The 17,151-nt window shown below is 33.1% G+C and carries 17 protein-coding genes and 2 pseudogenes; 5 read left to right on the top strand and 14 right to left on the bottom strand.

Going from position 1 to position 17,151, the window contains the following annotated elements; genetic code table 11:
• The first annotated feature begins 451 nt into the window (after positions 1 to 451).
• Positions 452 to 1,066, top strand: a complete 615-nt coding sequence (locus tag EPK97_RS00395) for a sulfotransferase (protein WP_162034625.1) — start codon at positions 452 to 454, stop codon at positions 1,064 to 1,066.
• Positions 1,067 to 1,306: 240 nt separating this feature from the next.
• On the opposite strand, the gene EPK97_RS00390 is transcribed toward EPK97_RS00395, so the two are convergent.
• Positions 1,307 to 2,029 carry a glycosyltransferase family 2 protein gene (locus EPK97_RS00390; RefSeq protein ID WP_162034624.1) on the bottom strand — a complete coding sequence of 241 codons (723 nt, stop codon included), beginning with the start codon at positions 2,027 to 2,029 and terminating at the stop codon, positions 1,307 to 1,309.
• 306 nt (positions 2,030 to 2,335) lie between these two features.
• Here EPK97_RS00390 and EPK97_RS00385 point away from each other — a divergent pair.
• A pseudogene (locus EPK97_RS00385) lies at positions 2,336 to 2,524 on the top strand (AraC family transcriptional regulator); the annotation flags it as partial.
• Between the two features lie 164 nt (positions 2,525 to 2,688).
• Here EPK97_RS00385 and EPK97_RS00380 read toward each other — a convergent pair.
• The 3 genes from EPK97_RS00380 to EPK97_RS00370 all read right to left on the bottom strand — a co-directional run bounded on the left by EPK97_RS00380 (position 2,689) and on the right by EPK97_RS00370 (position 4,541).
• Positions 2,689 to 3,318 (bottom strand): lysoplasmalogenase, encoded by a 630-nt coding sequence (locus EPK97_RS00380; protein WP_162034623.1) that lies wholly within the window; start codon positions 3,316 to 3,318, stop codon positions 2,689 to 2,691.
• A 110-nt stretch (positions 3,319 to 3,428) separates the two neighbouring features.
• Positions 3,429 to 4,193, bottom strand: coding sequence for a phosphotransferase (locus EPK97_RS00375; RefSeq protein ID WP_162034622.1), 765 nt, complete (start codon positions 4,191 to 4,193; stop codon positions 3,429 to 3,431).
• Positions 4,194 to 4,391: 198 nt separating this feature from the next.
• A complete protein-coding gene (locus EPK97_RS00370; RefSeq protein ID WP_162034621.1) occupies positions 4,392 to 4,541 on the bottom strand; it encodes a hypothetical protein in 150 nt (49 codons plus the stop codon).
• Between the two features lie 598 nt (positions 4,542 to 5,139).
• On the opposite strand from EPK97_RS00370, the gene EPK97_RS22305 reads away from it, so the two are divergent.
• The 3 genes from EPK97_RS22305 to EPK97_RS00355 all read left to right on the top strand — a co-directional run bounded on the left by EPK97_RS22305 (position 5,140) and on the right by EPK97_RS00355 (position 7,695).
• Positions 5,140 to 6,099 carry a helix-turn-helix transcriptional regulator gene (locus tag EPK97_RS22305; protein ID WP_338075650.1) on the top strand — a complete coding sequence of 320 codons (960 nt, stop codon included), beginning with the start codon at positions 5,140 to 5,142 and terminating at the stop codon, positions 6,097 to 6,099.
• A gap of 97 nt (positions 6,100 to 6,196) precedes the next feature.
• Positions 6,197 to 7,138, top strand: a complete 942-nt coding sequence (locus tag EPK97_RS00360; protein ID WP_162034619.1) for an alpha/beta fold hydrolase — start codon at positions 6,197 to 6,199, stop codon at positions 7,136 to 7,138.
• A complete protein-coding gene (locus EPK97_RS00355) occupies positions 7,126 to 7,695 on the top strand; it encodes a YdeI/OmpD-associated family protein (RefSeq protein ID WP_162034618.1) in 570 nt (189 codons plus the stop codon). Before EPK97_RS00360 ends, EPK97_RS00355 begins: the two co-directional genes overlap by 13 nt.
• 338 nt (positions 7,696 to 8,033) lie before the next feature.
• Here EPK97_RS00355 and EPK97_RS00350 read toward each other — a convergent pair whose 3' ends face one another.
• From EPK97_RS00350 to EPK97_RS00305, 10 genes and pseudogenes are all read right to left on the bottom strand, one after another.
• Complete coding sequence (locus EPK97_RS00350; RefSeq protein ID WP_162034617.1) at positions 8,034 to 8,231, bottom strand: hypothetical protein; 198 nt, start codon at positions 8,229 to 8,231, stop codon at positions 8,034 to 8,036.
• Between the two features lie 18 nt (positions 8,232 to 8,249).
• Entirely contained in the window at positions 8,250 to 9,410 is a 1,161-nt protein-coding gene (locus EPK97_RS00345; protein ID WP_162034616.1) for an HBL/NHE enterotoxin family protein, read from the bottom strand.
• A gap of 42 nt (positions 9,411 to 9,452) precedes the next feature.
• On the bottom strand, positions 9,453 to 10,319 hold the full coding sequence (locus EPK97_RS00340; protein WP_162034615.1) for a peptidylprolyl isomerase: 867 nt from the start codon (positions 10,317 to 10,319) through the stop codon (positions 9,453 to 9,455).
• A 76-nt stretch (positions 10,320 to 10,395) separates the two neighbouring features.
• Entirely contained in the window at positions 10,396 to 10,662 is a 267-nt protein-coding gene (locus tag EPK97_RS00335) for a hypothetical protein (protein ID WP_162034614.1), read from the bottom strand.
• A gap of 273 nt (positions 10,663 to 10,935) precedes the next feature.
• Complete coding sequence (locus tag EPK97_RS00330; protein ID WP_162034613.1) at positions 10,936 to 12,108, bottom strand: HBL/NHE enterotoxin family protein; 1,173 nt, start codon at positions 12,106 to 12,108, stop codon at positions 10,936 to 10,938.
• Between the two features lie 58 nt (positions 12,109 to 12,166).
• Positions 12,167 to 13,345 carry an HBL/NHE enterotoxin family protein gene (locus EPK97_RS00325; protein ID WP_162034612.1) on the bottom strand — a complete coding sequence of 393 codons (1,179 nt, stop codon included), beginning with the start codon at positions 13,343 to 13,345 and terminating at the stop codon, positions 12,167 to 12,169.
• Positions 13,346 to 13,406: 61 nt separating this feature from the next.
• The gene (locus tag EPK97_RS00320) at positions 13,407 to 13,700 is read right to left on the bottom strand and encodes a hypothetical protein (RefSeq protein WP_162034611.1); all 294 of its coding nucleotides are present in this window, start codon (positions 13,698 to 13,700) and stop codon (positions 13,407 to 13,409) included.
• Positions 13,701 to 14,207: 507 nt separating this feature from the next.
• Positions 14,208 to 14,396, bottom strand: a pseudogene (locus EPK97_RS00315) (DDE-type integrase/transposase/recombinase); the annotation flags it as partial.
• An 876-nt stretch (positions 14,397 to 15,272) separates the two neighbouring features.
• A complete protein-coding gene (locus EPK97_RS00310) occupies positions 15,273 to 15,536 on the bottom strand; it encodes a hypothetical protein (protein ID WP_205690215.1) in 264 nt (87 codons plus the stop codon).
• Positions 15,537 to 15,803: 267 nt separating this feature from the next.
• Positions 15,804 to 17,000 carry a DUF4085 family protein gene (locus tag EPK97_RS00305; protein WP_162034610.1) on the bottom strand — a complete coding sequence of 399 codons (1,197 nt, stop codon included), beginning with the start codon at positions 16,998 to 17,000 and terminating at the stop codon, positions 15,804 to 15,806.
• Between the last annotated feature and the right edge of the window lie 151 nt (positions 17,001 to 17,151).

Raw genomic sequence — 17,151 nt, 5'->3', positions numbered from 1 at the left:
AGTCCTCTAATTCTTTTTTGTTATCTATACTGCCTCCTTATAAAAAAATTCAAAATACATACAAAAGATATATGTAGATTGTTACAATTTTATTTTTATTTTATTATTTTAATTTTGTTACTCTTCAATAACAAAATAAAAACTAACCATTATCACGGTGAATTATTTCCCTTATTTGATATATTTTTCAGATGTGGAGGTTCATTCCTTGAATCGTTGCCATACCCCTTTTACATTATAAATATTAGGATTTAATTATTTAAACAATCGATATTTAAAATTGAAACCAGGGATACATGAAATCGATATACGAAAAGTATGGGAAATTTCAATATTTGGGACGAAAAGAGAGCACTCCAAAGTTTTGAAAATTTCTAAAAAGCATCTGTTAAAGTTCTATTGTTTTATTCAATTTAATATTGATAAGTAAAAAATGTGGGATGGTGGAAAAGTGACTAAAATATTTTGTATTGGTAGAAATAAGACCGGAACGACATCTCTACAAAAAGCTTTTGGAGATTTAGGGTATACAGTTGGCAATCAACTAGGAGCAGAATTGTTAATGAATGATTATATGTTTAGAAAAAACTTTGATAAAATTATAAATTTCTGTAAAACAGCAAACGTATTTCAAGATGTTCCTTTTAGTCTCCCAGAAACTTATAAATATCTTGACAAAGCATATCCTGATAGTAAGTTTATTTTAAGTATTCGTGATAATTCTGAACAATGGTATAATTCAATGATTAGATTCCATGCAAAATTCTTTGGTAAAGGAAAAACACCAACAAAAGATGATCTAATGAATTCTACATATCTTTATAAAGGTTATTTGTGGAATTATATTCAAGCAGTATATGGTACTCCTGAAAATGACCCATTTAATAAGGAAATATTAATTAAGAATTACGAAAAACATAACCAAGAAATAATAAATTATTTCAAAAATAGACCAAATGATTTATTAGTCATTAATTTATCACAACCTAACTCGTACAAAAAATTCTGTGAATTTTTAAATATTAAATCCCCTTATAGTAAATTTCCTTGGGAAAACAAGACATAATTAGTGCATCAACAACTTATTTTTCTTTGTTGGGGATATAACCAAACACAATAGCTAGTATCCAAAGTGGGATAAGAACCATCCGTTATTCTGTACCCCTAGGAACCTATTCTAAAATAAATTTGAACCAGAGCTCCTCGTGATTTAGTAATTAATGGGAATTCAACTTGGTCAATCCATAAATCTACATTTGGAAATGTAAAAGGTGTTGTAATCACTTCTCCAGATAACTCCAAAGAGCTATAAAACTTTAACAGCTCTTTTTTTAACACTTTCAAATACTTGGAGTTTTTTTCTTTCATCCCATAAATAATGATCTCCCCATTGCTTAGCTATATCGGTTTTTCGAAGCCCTGATTTTAATTCTGAAAGTCGGCTGTTAAAATAATCAAAACCTAAAAATTTATAATGTAAAAGTTTGACTTCATTTTTGATTGTTTTTTTAACATTTCCTACAGGATTAGCCTCATGCCTACCAACAGAAAAGTTAATATCTTTAATCTCAGTCGGATTAAAAATATTAGTCATATCATAAAATGGAGTTCTAACACCAACCTTTATACTTTCATACAAAGGTTGGTCACTATTCGGGAATGAATCCGAAACCATGTCATAACCTTCGGATTCAATGATTGTGATCCCACTGTAAGTACAGTCTTGTAGATATCCTCTAAGATTAGGATGATATAAATGTTCATCCATGTTACAGGTGATAATCCAGTCGACTTTGCTTTGTTTCCAGAATTGATTGTGCATATGTTGTGTTGATAATATCATCGAATCACCTTGTATTTTAAATCTGTTCATAATCACTTTGGGATGCGACCGTAGAATTGAAATTGAATTGTCTGTTGAATAGTTGTCATAAATATAATACTGATCAACTATATTGTCATAATGCTTGAAAAAATATGGAAGCATTTTTTCTTCGTTCCAGCATAAGGCATATAAATGAATTTCCATGCAATTCACTCCTCTATAAGTTAAAAGTTCTTAGATTTTAATCAGAAGTCTGGTAGGGAAAACATATTGTTTGATACTAGAGCTCCTGATTCATCGATTTGCACATTTCAATACATTTGTATAAAATTCGTTAATCCACGATTTCGATGCTTTTCATTTTAATGAGATATCTTATGAATGGAATTTCATTTGTGATTGGACGTATTTCCTAAGTTTAACAAAACCACATTTGCCTATGTCAAATATGGATTGGTTAGAAAGAATGAAAATGTATTGGACTACATTGAAAATATTCTGGATGAAGAAATAACCCCCTCCAACGCTCGTAATAGAGGAGTACAGTTAAAAGCTTTTCTGAGAATCTCCTTTCAAACTTCTATTAAAGGGGATACCGAGATGGAGTACAGAATTGAAAACCTTGATTTTAAATTAAGAATTGTAGGAAAAAGTAAACCAGTTAAAACAAGCAGAGCATTTAAATCAATCCCTACAGTTTGAAACACTGCGAATAAAGGTGGATTTATGCAAGAAATAATTCTTTTCCCTTTTAAGTAGAAATTCTGTTCCATAATAGAAAGTTATTAATATAGAATTCAACATAGGAGAATCTCACTAATTAAATGAATAGTGAGGTTATAGTAGAGGTAGTTAAAAATAATCTATACAATTACACTATAGGCAATGAATGTTTGTGCTAAAAAATATGTAAACATCAGCATGTATTCACCCAGCGGATACGTTTTTATAAAACGATTCCAAGCTAGTATAGCATCTGAAATATAAAAAGAGATTGCTCCCAGCATAAGTACCATCTCACCACTTATCACTGCTTTATATACCATTAAGGTTATAACACCCATATAAGCTAGAACAGCAATAATAAGCAACATCCCCCCTTCTCTTCTTACAGCAGGGATGATGACTAGAGCAAACAGTATTGTGAACAGTATAAGTAGGATGGCTACCGTAATCGTATACCCACTTATCTCATGAATGCCTGGAAAAGCGACTACATATACGACATGAGCGATAAAGAATGAGATTAGTCCTTGAATAAAACGGTCAGAAGGTAACATTAATAGAATGTCACCGACAATGGAAAATATTAAAGCCAGACATATGAGCCAGCCATAGATACCCGCTTGATTAAGATTAACTACAACCAACATTAAGATGAGCAGCGTCGTTCCGGGTTTTAAAATATATTTCCATATGGTCAAGTTATTAAATAGTGCATAAAAATAAAAAGCAGCGGATACGGTAATAAAAAATGTTAATGGAATGTACATGTTGTGACCTCCATTCACTTTACTAACCATATTATACTACTTTTTATCATTAGTATTGCATAAAGTTATCAGGGGAAAATATTTTCACTTCAGTTCCATTGGAATTATATTTATTTGATACCAAGAGTTATTTCCTCCTCATTTCCTTTTAAGTATTCAATATCATCCAGATATAGTTGAATATGTCCTTCTTCTATATGTAATTGAAAATCTTTGTTCCCATTACTTGCTTCAGAACGCATAAAATCTGTTAGGCTATTTAACCGCGCTATTAATATACTAATAAAAGAGGTTTTACTTTCAGAGTCTACTCCATAAGTATCCAGAAACAGTTTCGCCTTTCTTATTTGTTCCTTTAGGTTACCATGGGAATCAAACGGCACCCACCGGTAAATGGCATATGAGATATCCCACATTTTAGGTCCTGGGTGGAGAGTATCGAAATCGATTATACCAGCAGCTTCATTGTTTACAATAGTTACGTTATAAGGTGCAAAATCTCCATGACACATAACTTCAATAGGATAAGATACAGGTAACATCCACTGCTCATAATTAGTAAGTCTTGATACATATCTTTCACTATACTTATGAAACTTTAACAATAATTTCGAAGAGGAAACTATCATAGAATCGATTAAAAGCTTTTCAGGTAAAGGGTAATTAAAAACATCACCGGGTATAAAAGAAAGAATTTCCTCTTTTTTTTCATTTATACCAAATGGTTTTGGAACAATATCAACACCCTCTTCATGAAGAAATTGTAAAAAACAATGTATATCCTTTGTCCATTTATTGGATGGTCGAACAACTGTCTCTCCTATTTTATGAATTTTCCCGATTCTACCACCTATAAGTTCTTCTTTACTGTCCATTTATACCTCTCTTATATATATTTATTTGAGCTTTCAAAGTGCTTTTTCGTAGCTTTTATTTTACTATAGAATAATAGATAATTTATCTTTCATAATCTGGTATACTCGTAAAATCTTTGTACAATTAATAAATGTGTAAATAATTGGTAAATTACTCTAGTATATTTTGAGAGAAATTTTCCATTTTAAAATGTTTAATTAAAGCCAATACTTCTGTAGAAACTTAACTGCAGAATCCAAATTAGCTTGATCGGCAACTGCAAAAAAATCATTGAGTTTATTTCCATTTGTAAAGCCAATTGAAGCAGGTGCATTAGGATTTAAACGAAAGGATTTTTTCCCAAGCAATTGGAAACTCTGGGTGGCTGCGCCCTCTTCTGTTCCCTCAAGGAAAGAGTCAAATAGTGGTATTAAGAATGGCTACCCAATTCGCGGGGAGATTGTCCCTACGTTTTGGGTAAAAATTATTTGAGCTTACCATTCCCCATCCTTTTGTGCTTCTTTTAATACTATACTCAATATTACCTGTACCAATGGAGAATAATAATATTTTTTTTAATTTCTGTTTGGCTGTGCCCACTGCAAATGATACTGCCAATGTACTAGGATTGCTGGCAACAACTGCCCCATCCAAAAAGCCTTGAAATGACCGAAAAAGGACAGGAGATGCATTACTCCTCAACACGACATTACTTACAAATTCATTCATTTGGTAATTTATTGTTGGTCAAATAAATTTCTTCTGAACTCTTCTTGACATTCATTATTTAGATGCTATGTTAGATTGAAATAGCTAAATTTTATTAGGATGTAATGGTAATGGATAAAAAAGATAGTAGCAAGATAATAAATAATATTTATAAATATTACGTGGCATCAAGACGTTCAGCGATCATAAGCATGATATGTTAAAAAATGCTTTGACAAAAATACCTTATACTCTAGAATATGCCAAACATATATTAAGGAGATGAATATGAAAATAGACCGTATGCTGACAATCATTGTTATATTACTTAATAGAAGTCGAATATCGGCAAAAGAACTTGCGGAAAAGTTTGAAGTTTCAGTTCGAACGATATACAGAGACATTGAAGCTATTAATATGGCTGGTATTCCAATAATATCATACCCTGGGAATAATGGCGGTTTTGGTATTAGGGAGAATTATAAATTAAACCATCAGTTGCTGACACTAAACAATTTGTGTTCCATACTTTCAGCACTTAAAGGTGTTAACTCAATATTTGAGGATGTTGAGCTTGAATCATCCATAGAAAAACTGCGAAATATTATTCCACAGGATAAAACTCATCATCTTGACCTGCATATGGAGCAAATCATAATTGGTATGCAGCCCTGGGCATACACCTCAAAACAAAAAGAGCTGGTCAAAAACATCCGGAATGCTATCACTCAATCACAATTGATTACAATTATATATAGAAACTATGCAAACGAAACAAGTACAAGGCAGATAGAACCGATGTCATTAATCTTTAAAGGTTATACATGGTACCTGTTTGGCTATTGTCACTTAAAAACAAATTTCAGGTTATTCAGGATTTCACGCATTATTGACTTGCAGGTTGAAGATGTACTATTCAAGCGTAGGGAAAAGTCATATCAAGAAATTGAAGAGGCATCAAAAAAGCAGGTCTCTTTAACCAGCATTACATTAAAATTCGTACCCCAGGTGAGGTCCCGAGTTGAAGATATTTTTGACAAAGAAAATATTGAAATTCTGAACACAGGTGAACTGATTGTGACTGCACAATTTCCAGAGAAGGAATGGTATTTCGCATTGATATTCAGTTTTGGCGAACACGTCGAAGTGTTAGGTCCTGAAAGGGTACGCCAAGCTGTTGCATCTAGAATAAAATCGATGCATGAAAAATATCAATAAAATTATTTTTTTAAACCTGACATGCTAGTGTCACACCACTATGCTACTATGCTAATTGTAACAGTCTTTTAGTACAGTTAGTATAGGAGGTAATATGATGATTAATAAAACTGATTTTCCCAAGGCTACCCTTATTTCAGTCAACGGTGTGGAACTCGAAGTCTTTGAAGCAGGCCAACAAAATGTAGGAAAACCTATTGTACTCTGTCACGGTTGGCCAGAACATGCCTTTTCTTGGCGCCATCAGGTGCCTGTCCTTGTCGACGCAGGCTACCATGTCATCGTCCCAAACCAACGGGGTTATGGCAACTCATCCAGTCCGACTGAAGTAACCGATTATGACATTGAACACTTGTCGGGTGATCTCATCGCACTTCTCGATCACTACGGATACGAAGATGCTATCTTTGTCGGTCATGATTGGGGTGCAACTGTCGTTTGGGGACTGACCTTATTGCATCCAAACCGTGTAAATAAAGTGATAAACCTGAGCGTGCCTTACCTCGATCGAGGAGAAAAACCCTGGCTCGAGTTCATAGAAGATATGTTTGGCGCTGACCACTATTTTGTCCACTTCAATCGAAAGCCAGGCGTCGCAGACGCTGTATTCGAAGAAAATACATCCCAGTTTCTTCGCAACATGTACCGAAAGAATGAGCCATTCAGAGAGCCTCAGCCGGGTATGGCGTTGATCAATCTCGCCAAAGAAGAAACACCATTCGGTGAACCCATAATGAGTGACAGCGAACTGGCTGTTTTTGTCTCTGCCTTCGAATCAGCAGGGTTCACGGGGAGTATAAATTGGTACAGAAACCTTGATCGCAACTGGCACTTATTGGCGGACGTGAACCCTATCATCCAACAGCCTACACTCATGATCTATGGCGACCGGGATGGGGTCGCGAAGTCTGAAAAACTAACAGAGTTCGTGCCCAATGTTGAAGTGGTAAATCTAGATTGCGGTCATTGGATCCAGCAAGAAAAGCCAGTAGAAACAAACCAAGCGATTTTAAAATGGTTGGAACAATGGGAGATGTAATTTTTTTCAACAACCAAGAAGAGTTTAACGATTGGTTAGAAGAACATCATGCTGAAGCTAGTGAAATTTGGGTGGGGTATTTCAGGATAAGTACAGGGCGTGCAAGCCTTACTTGGTCTGCATCAGTAGATGCCGCTCTTTGTTTTGGGTGGGTTGACGGTATACGAAAAACCATTGATAAACAAAGCTATAAGATTCGCTTTACTCCGCGCAAAGTAAATAGTGTATGGAGTGCTGTGAACGTAAAGAAGGTAAAAGCACTAATACAGCTTGGAAAGATGAGACCAGAAGGAATGCACGTCTTTAACAACAGAACCGATGCACAAGGCTATTCCTCTGAACAAAGAAACGTGGAACTTGCCAAAGAATATGAAGAACAAATCAAGGCAAATCAAACAGCCTGGCTATTCTTCACTAATTTAGCACCATCCTATAAAAGAGATTCTATCTGGTGGGTAATGAGCGCCAAGAAAGAAGAAACACGATTAAGAAGGCTTGGAATATTGATCGCTTCATCTGAAGAAGGGCTAAAAATTCCAACATTGCAAAAAAAATAATAAAAATATTACAGAATAAGGAAAGATAAATAACAAAGGAATCGTTAAAAGGATTTTGGGTACTGCATAAATCTGGGTGTATTGTTTCCCTGATCTTTAGGAGAGAGGAGCTACTGTATTTCTCAAACATTTAGGGTTTAATTCTCATCAAAAGTCAGAACGTTTTAAATGCGAAGCATAGATCAAATCGCTAAATGAAGAAGGATGAAACAGCTCATCCAAGTTAATGTGTAAAAACATGTTAATGAAACACGGGCATGAGACAAAAAATATGTACTAACGAACGTAACAAGAGAAATCCATGGAATCTGATCATTCGGACTCTATGGACTATACTCTTAACAAAATTCCAATTGTTCTTCTGCTTCCTCCATTAGATAGATAGTATCCAATTCTTCTAGTATTTCTTCAACCGTTTTACCTTCTGCTTCAATCCCTGCTTCTTTTGCTTCAATAAAAAAATCTGAAGATTCTACAGGTATCTTTAAAGATACCTGTAGAGTATAATAAATTTTTGCATCAGAACCGATTAACATGTAATTTACTTTTCTGCCTTAAAGGGTATCTATTGTAAATTCATATTCTAACTGCAGACCTTTTGCGAACGCATTAAGTTGACCTGCTTCTGTTTCTAAACTATTTAATTGAGCTGGTATAAAGACTTTATGGGTATCCCAATCAAACATCAGCTTAAACACGAGGTTTTTTAATTTCACCTCCATAGTTGACCATTGGCTTTTTATGTTTTCAGAAGCATTAAATACCAGATGTGTGTTTTCTAGTATGATACCTGTGTCATCCTTAATGTGTGATAAAACCCCATATTCAAATTTTGTTTGGCTTAGATTTTTAGTCTTATCGACGATTTTTCTTAATATTTTATCCCTATTTTCTGATAATACTAGCATAGTTACTGACTGAGTCCCAATTGCAGTTATACCAGTAAACATCATAAATGCTCCAACTGGAAGGAATACAGTCGAGACAGCCGCACCTAATATACCCATACCTATTGCCCCGGCTGTTCCGAGAGAAAGACCAGTAAGTTGTTTATTTATATTTTTAAGTTCGATATTTAAAGTCTCTAATTCACTTCTTAATATTGCTAATTGATCATCTTCCCCTTCCACTTCTATTTTTATTCTATTAAAATCTGCTGTTAGTTTGCCTACAATATCTTCAAGTGTCCCTCTATGAGAGATTAGCACATTTAATAAACCATCGATATCTGTTTGAAAGCGTTCTGCCTGAACTTGCAAAAAATGGACTCCTTGTATAAAAGTAGACTGATCGTTATTTGCTAAAGCAGTTCTCAGTGGAGTAATAAAAGCTGTCTGCGTGTTAGTCCAACTAATAATATCTTGATTTACTTGTTTCATTTTTGGTTTTATATCATCTAGCCATTTTCTCGAAGCTGCATTAATATCATTGAGATGAGTTTCCAAGGGTTGAACTAATCCTGCTTTAAGAGAAATTTTTTGAATTTCACCAAACACGATCTGCGTATTTTGAGTAGCAGTTCTTGCATACGCCTCTGCTACAGCGAAACTAGTTGCCATCTCCCTTAAACCTTCAGATAATCCTCTAAGACTTATAACATCTTCTTCTAGATGTGGGATTTCAATAGCAGACACACTAAAACTTGGACTAATAGTACCAAAACCTAATATGATAGCTAGTACAAGAAAAAACACCCTTTTTGTATGCTTGTTCATAAATAACAATCTCCTCTCAGGTTACTTAAATATTGGTTAGATCTACTTTATAATCGTATCGTCTAAATCTGAAAAAACATCTTTATAATCATTGTCTTTAATTTTGATATCCGCATTATCAATTTTTTCTTGTAAAACTGCAACAATATCTTCTGATTTCACTTTAGAAAGCTTTAGTTCTTCTTCTATTTCATCCCTCATTTCTTCAAACGACTTCATCGCTTGTCGATCTGTAATTTTTATAATGAAGTGCTCATTGCCTTCTTTTATAGGAGAACTTACCTCTTCGATATCAAGAGAAGAAAGTTTTTTTTCTAATTCAGTTCCCAATTCAAGAGCATGCCATCCAATATTACCACCCTCAGATGCCGATTCAGAGTCGGTAGAATATTCCTTTGCTAATTGTTCAAAATGAGCACCTTCCCCTAGTTTTTGTTTCATATCCTTTGCTGTTTCTTCATCTTTCACAACAATTTGACTTAACTTTACTTCAGGGACAAGATTGTCATAATACGCTCTTATTTCTTCTTCTTGTACTTCTATATTTTCTAATATAGCTTTTTGCTGTAATAGTTGTATTCTTAACATCTCCTTGATTTGCTCATCATTTTGCAAACCCATCTGTTTCAACACGAGTTGATAGGATAATCCTAGTTGTACTTTTAAATCATCAAAAGCTTTTTGTAACTCTTGTTCTGTGACCGAATAATCTTGCGAGAGAATTTTGCCGTATAATACATCTGATAATATTTTTTCGCCATAATGTTCTTTCATAATGTTATACATTTCTTCTTTGGTTACAATTCCAAATTTCGTCTCCGCTATCACTTCTGAATCATCTGAATTTGTGTTTGTACAAGCACTTAAGAGCAACACACTAATGAATGATAATATAAGTAGTTTCCTCATTTTTATATCTCCTTTAGGCTTTTATGCATCTATGATAAATAGTAAAATCAATATTTAATATAGCTGTTCATATGATTCAATCAGCAGTTTTTAACTCATCTAACGTACGATTGAGTTTTTCAGATAGCGTTACTCTTTCAACTTCACCAAAAGGAGTATATGTGATATAGATATTGTCGTAACTTACGTTTTCATCTGAAAAGATCCAAGGAATTTCTTCCATCGCTCTCATCCTTTCCTTTTCACTATTAAAAACATAGATGATGATTTCACTTTTTTCACCGTCAATAATATATTTATACGATTCCCCGATAGAGAGATCCATTTTTTCTTTAAACTTCAAAGAAACACCATTTTTTTCTAGAGTTGACATCATTTTAAAAATGTTTATGGGATCTTTCGTTGAACATCCACTTAATAGAAACAGACTAAAGATGATAATTAGTAAATTTTTTATATAGGAATACATCACAGTTGGTGCTATATGCTTTAATCATTCATTATCAAATGATTAAAAAATGCACCTTACCTCCCTTTGTTCATAAATGTATCTAGTCAAATCCTCTTGAAACAATCATTTAAAATGATTGTCCAAGAGGGTTTAATTAACAGGGATTTACCCTTCTGTCTTTTTATTAAGGTCTTCTATTTTAAATTGATATTCTAACTGCAGACCTTGTGCGAACTTATTAAGTTGAGCCCCTTCTTTTTCTAAACTATTTAATTGAGCTGGTAAAAAGACTTTATTTTTATCCCAATCAAGATTCAGCTTTCTTATGATGTTCTTTATTTTCGTGCCCATAACTGTCCATTGGCTTTTCATGTTTTCAGATGCATCAAATGCTAGTTTTGTATTGTCTCGTAGGATAGCTGTGTCGTCGTTAATGTGTGATAAAACCCCGTATTCAAACTTTGTTTGGTTTATTTCTCTAGTCTTATTGGCGATTTTTCTTAAAACGTCTTCTCTTTTTTCTGATAAAACTATCATCGTTATTGACAGAGCCCCGACTGTAATTACACCTGTTAACATCATAACTCCACCAGCTATAGGGAAAGCAGTCGAGATAACCGCACCTACTATACCCATAGTTATTCCTCCAGCTGCTCCGAAGGCAAGACCAGTAAGTTGTTGATTTATTGCTTTAAGTTCGAGGTTTAAAGTCTCTATTTCACTTCTGAATACTGCCAAACTACCATCTTTTCCTTCCACTTCCTTTTTAATTTTATTAAAATCTGCTGATAGTTTTCCTACGATATCTTCAAGTGTCCCTCTGTAGGAGATTAATGTAGCTACTAAGCCGTCGATATCTTTCTGATAGGATTCTGCCTCATTTTGCAAAAGACCGAGTCCAAGTACAAAAGTATCTTTATCGTTATTTTGTAAGGCATTTCTCAGTGGAGTAATAAAAGCTGTCTGCGTGTTAGTCCAACTAATAATATTTTGATTTACTTGTTGCATTTTTGGTTTTATATCATCTAGCCATTTTTTCGAAGCTGTATTAATATCATTAAGATGAGTCTCTAAGGGTTGAACTAATCCTACATTAAGAGAAATCTTTTTAATTTTATCAAACACGATTTTCGTATTTACAGTAGCAGTCCTTGCATACGCCTCTGTTACAGCAAAACCAGTTGCCATATCCTCTAAATCCTTAAATAATCCAGCAAGGCTTATAACCTCTTCAGGAGGTAATTCATCAGCAGACACACTAAAATTTGGACTAATAATACCAAAACCTACTACAATAGCTAGTACAAAACAAAGCCCCTTTTTTGTAAACTTGTTCATAAATAACAATCTCCTCTCAGTTTAATTAGTAATTAAATCAATATTTTAAATCATTCTCTCACTTTATTTGATCGTAAAGTTCTTTATCTAGATCTACCTTTATTACAGGCAATTGATTATAGGAATGAATAGTCTCTGCCTGATTTGAAACTTGATTCATAGAATCTCTAAGTTGTGTAAATAAATTTACCAAAAAGTCACTATTAATAGATTTAGTCACTTGAATTTGAGTAATTGTATTTTGTAATTCATCCTTAATTGAATTTAATGTGTTATTCACATTTTGAATGGGGGTCTCATCTACTTTGTTTGCAAACTGGTCCATCGAAATTACAGTGATATCCAAAACAGATACATCAGAATTGATCTGGGCAATTTTCTTTGCCTTAGACGCAATATCTTTGTTTTTTTCATGTAATTGCTTACTTAGCACTACTAACGCAGTTGTTGAACCTATAAGAACAGCTAATCCTCCAATAAGACCTAAAATCAGGAAGCCAGGTCCTGAAACGGTAGCTGCTACTAAGACTAAGCTAAGCCCTGCTCCTACTGCACCTACAGTAGCACCTGATAAGGAAAAAATTAGATCGACTCTTTCTTCTTTTAATTCATCAAGTTCACTTTTTAACGCTTGTAACCTACTTCCTCCGTTTGTAAGTTCACCTCTTGCTTTCGAAACAGCATTAGAAAACTCTGTATGTTTTCTGTTAATGGAAGCGTTTGCGAATTTTGTATTCAATAAAGTCGTATTTGTATGATTTTGTATGAGCTTCACTTCGTCAAGTATAAGGGTTAGTCCTGAAATAAGTTGCTTTTTACTTTCAGGATCATCATTAGCTTTACGGGATAATGTCACAAGTGGTTCATAAAACGAATTTACTACATTGTTGAAAGAAATGACATTCTGAACGACTTGAATATTCTGTGGTTTTATACCATCTAGCCAATTTCTAGCATTACTTTTCAATGAATTTTGCAAAATTGTTAAATTTTTATAATTTTTAATAGATATATCTGGTTGTTTTAATAGTTCAAGGGCACTTTGAGTAATCATAATTTGTTGTTGTCCAAATTCCCTTAAATCCTTTTCTAAACTTTGAATAGACTGAATCAAATTATTTTGAACATTGGAAATCTCTTCCGATGCTTGTGCATGATTTGGAATAAAGAAAATATTAGCGATCATAATCGAAATTAAACCTGTAATTAAAATTTGCCTTGCTTTCTTCACTATCATCACTTCCTCTTATTATCTGATAATTACTTGTGACATTAGTCATTTTTTTTAAACTTTTAAACTACGCAACTATCACCCTAAAAAATAATAGCCTACTGTTTGAAGTAAAATCGATTGTAATTCGTTTTTGCTCACTATTCGCATTAGAATAATGACTTAAGTAATAAGAGAAAGATAGTGTAAGTGAACCATCAGCTGGTGATTGAATAGAAGTCACTCCACTATCAATATCATTGACACTTGCAGAACTTCCTGCACTTCCTTCTGTTACAAGATCATAACTTCCACTTGGTGTTGTTCCTTGTTGTTTCGTTACACTATAACTTGTAGATTCAGGATTAGCACGCTCCCACAAACCTGTTGTAGCAGTATCACTTCCGTTAGGATCTGAAGTCCATCCTTTATTCGTTTCGAAATCATCTTCAAAACTACGGTTGGATCTGGGTCGGGATCAGGGATGTCCCCCCCATTTAATGCAAGAAATGCATTCACTTTTCCATGTTCACAATAAGTGCCTGTACCTGATATAGGTTCTGCTGTACTCTTGATTACATTGCGAAAACGTTAAAATTTAACTAACTTTTAAATAACTGAATCGAAAACCAAACAGAAAGTCTTCTTTCTAAAGTAGGAACAAACTAGTAGATTTTAATCTATTCCTCTCAAAATATCCCTCCTTTACTTTAAAAAATAGAGTAGATCATAAAATCAATAATAAATAATCATATTAGCATTACATGATTTTCCACCCCCTTTAATTAATAGTATTAGTAGTCTCTCGGAAATTAATTTTCTAAATGGTTCTGGTGCAAAAATCATTTGATAGGGACATAGAATCTACATTAACTGTTCTAATGAATGGTTATGATGCAAAAAACTTATGTAGGAATTCAACTTCATTTTGGGCAGACTCAACCTGTGGGTGAAGCTGTCCTTTTTTGAGCATGTGCATGGCTTTTATTCCATAAATAATAGATTTCGCTGTATGAAAGGATTTAAATCCCAGCATTGGACGCACAAGTTTCTTAATAAAACGATGATCTTGTTCCACTGAGAGTATGAATCGTTTTAGGGCTCTAACTCATATCTTTTTTATGCATCGATGATTTCAGATGAAGTTAATGGTGAATTTCTCCACAATACTTTTATTATTTTCCATTCAGCTTCAGAAATCTTTGGGAGATCTTTAATAGGATCACCTCCTTACAATTGTAGTCTTTAAATACATACTACAACCGTAGTATAATTTATGTCAAGTGAATTATTGGAAAAATTTATCTTTTTCAAAGACAGATTCAAAAGAGCTGCGCTCAAGGCTCAACTCCAGATATTATATTTGTTCAAAATTAATCGTATATTTACTTTTTTTATACATAAGTAAGTTGGTTATTTAATTAACCTATTCGCTCTCATTTACTTAGCAGCTTAATCTTTTAACTTCTAACTACTCTATCTGCTCTAACTGTAAATCCCTTTCTTTTCTAGATTTGCTTCTTCTTCCATTAGATAGATATTTTATAATTCTTCAAATATTTCATCTACTGTTTTACCTTCTGAAGAAGAGTGATAAAGTAATCTTGTATTTTACTTATTGTATGTTATAAGAAATGTTATAAATATTACTCTTAGAATACTTTTATTAAGTGGATGTGAACGATCTGGAGAAGTTTTTGAATATGAATCAATTAATGAATATTTTTATCTCCTGAAAATTATCAATTAAATTTTATGAATGAAAATTTTGAAGTTGTAGAAACAATCATTGGACTAGAGATATCCACTTTTGATCAACTTCCCGATATCCACGAAAAATAAGCTTAAAAAGCCTTCTGTAATGGAAGGCTTTTTAGCATTTTATCTAAATATTTTTTTTCTGATAGCTTTTTTTTAATTCCCCCTGGTTCTTTTTTCTTGAATTAATTAAAGTCTATTCAAATGGGTTTTCCATTGTCCAATCAGTTGGTCCTTCATTACTAGCAATAAATTTTCGCCATAACTCCCCACTTTCTTTATCAAATATAATAATATTATTATCATTTACTGGAATTAATTCATATTTTAATGATTGTTCTTGTGTTATACCTACCTTCTCTTCTTGATTTGAATGTAATGATTGTGAAATAAGCCAAGAACTTAAAAGAATGCATCCCCCTAAAAAAATAATAGAAAAGAACTGTAATTTTTCACTCACTATTAATACCCTCCAAAAATATTTTGTAATATCACCAACATTACCTTAATTCTCTCTTAATATACCTACTCCCACAAAGTACAACTTCTCTACTATAAGAATTATAGATTTTAAGATAATTACGGAACATTTTATGTGGTTTGGCAAGATTCAGGAAGTCAGGTAATTCACTTTGGTAATTTGCACTATTATCATGTAGTCTATCCAATCTTAAAGCTCTTCTTTAAATACATTTCTTCACAATATCTTATGCTACTAAATAAAGTGTTAATCAATTACTGTACGATACTTTTCAATAACCGCTTTTGACAAAATCCCTGCCTTATAAAAATGATTCGCAAAAACACTTACCATCATTTCATTTTCTTCCGTAATCTTCATTTTCCCTAGTACATGATTGATAATATCTGCAAGTTCTTCAGGATTTGCGTGCATAGTATTCCATGCACGAACTTTCAATTTTATTTCATTACTTAATGCTGCTTCTTCGAGTTGCTCTGTTGGCACAGGTTTACTAAAATATGCATACGGATCTTCATATACGTTTGTGTAAATGAACTCTATCGGATTGTACTTATTTAACTCATATGTAAAGCATTGATTCCCAACTGTAACAACCATTTTATTCTGTATAAATTCAATCTTTCCGTTTCCTAATATTATATCTCTCGAAAAGGATTTAATATAACACTTCACATCTGGTGTAATCAACCAATAGTGATATGCTGGATTTAACTGTGCGACATATTCTGCAAATGATGTCTCTTCAATTTTATTCTCATCTCTCAAGGTTACATAAAAAATAGGACGATAATAATACTGAGCATCCATTTCCTTCATTGTAATTGTCCACTCAGCATCAGGACATTCAAACAACACGCGGAAAGAAAATCCATCATCTATTTTTTTCAGCTCTTTGTAAACTAACCATTGTCCAACTTGAATTGGTTCATCTGTTTCTTCAGAAATGATATTTCGAAAAATGAAATGCACAAATGATTTGGATGAAAATCCACCTTCTGTATTAATGTATAGATGGAGTGTATTATTCTGTCGTTCGATTCTTTGTATAGTTGAATCATGCAAACTTTCTGCAAAGACCTCTTGAACTGTAGTTGGTAAATATGTAACCCCCCACTTTGTCTGTTCATATGCAGCATCCAAAATTTGTTCAAATTCCTTGTGCCTTTCTCGGATCCATTGTAAATAATCTTCACGTACTTGTTTAGGTAATGTCGGTTGATTTAATGTACTATTTTCTATATATGGAATGAAACGGCTAGGCAAGACGTGTAGCAATTCGTCTTTTACTTCTTCAAGTTCTGCTTTTAAACGCTCAGTGAGATTCTCACCTTCTTTTTTTGCTTCTTCAAGTGCAATTTCCCAATCCTGGTCACATTCCTGAATTGGTAGTAGATTAGATTTTAAAAATCTATCTTTAACCTTTTTTGATAAATTCCACATAACATCACCTCAAGTAGTTAATATAATTGTCTATTTTATTATAGTTCTTTCGTTTTTTAGAAATCTATACCTATACGAATATGTTGGATTAATGTTTCAAATTACTACTCTGTATGTAGAAATAACGATTGTTTTATTTACCAACCTCAAC

Origin of the sequence: Chengkuizengella sediminis, assembly GCF_010078385.1 — a bacterium.
GTDB lineage: Bacteria > Bacillota > Bacilli > Paenibacillales > KCTC-33759 > Chengkuizengella > Chengkuizengella sediminis.
This window is presented reverse-complemented; position numbering and strand designations above follow the sequence as displayed.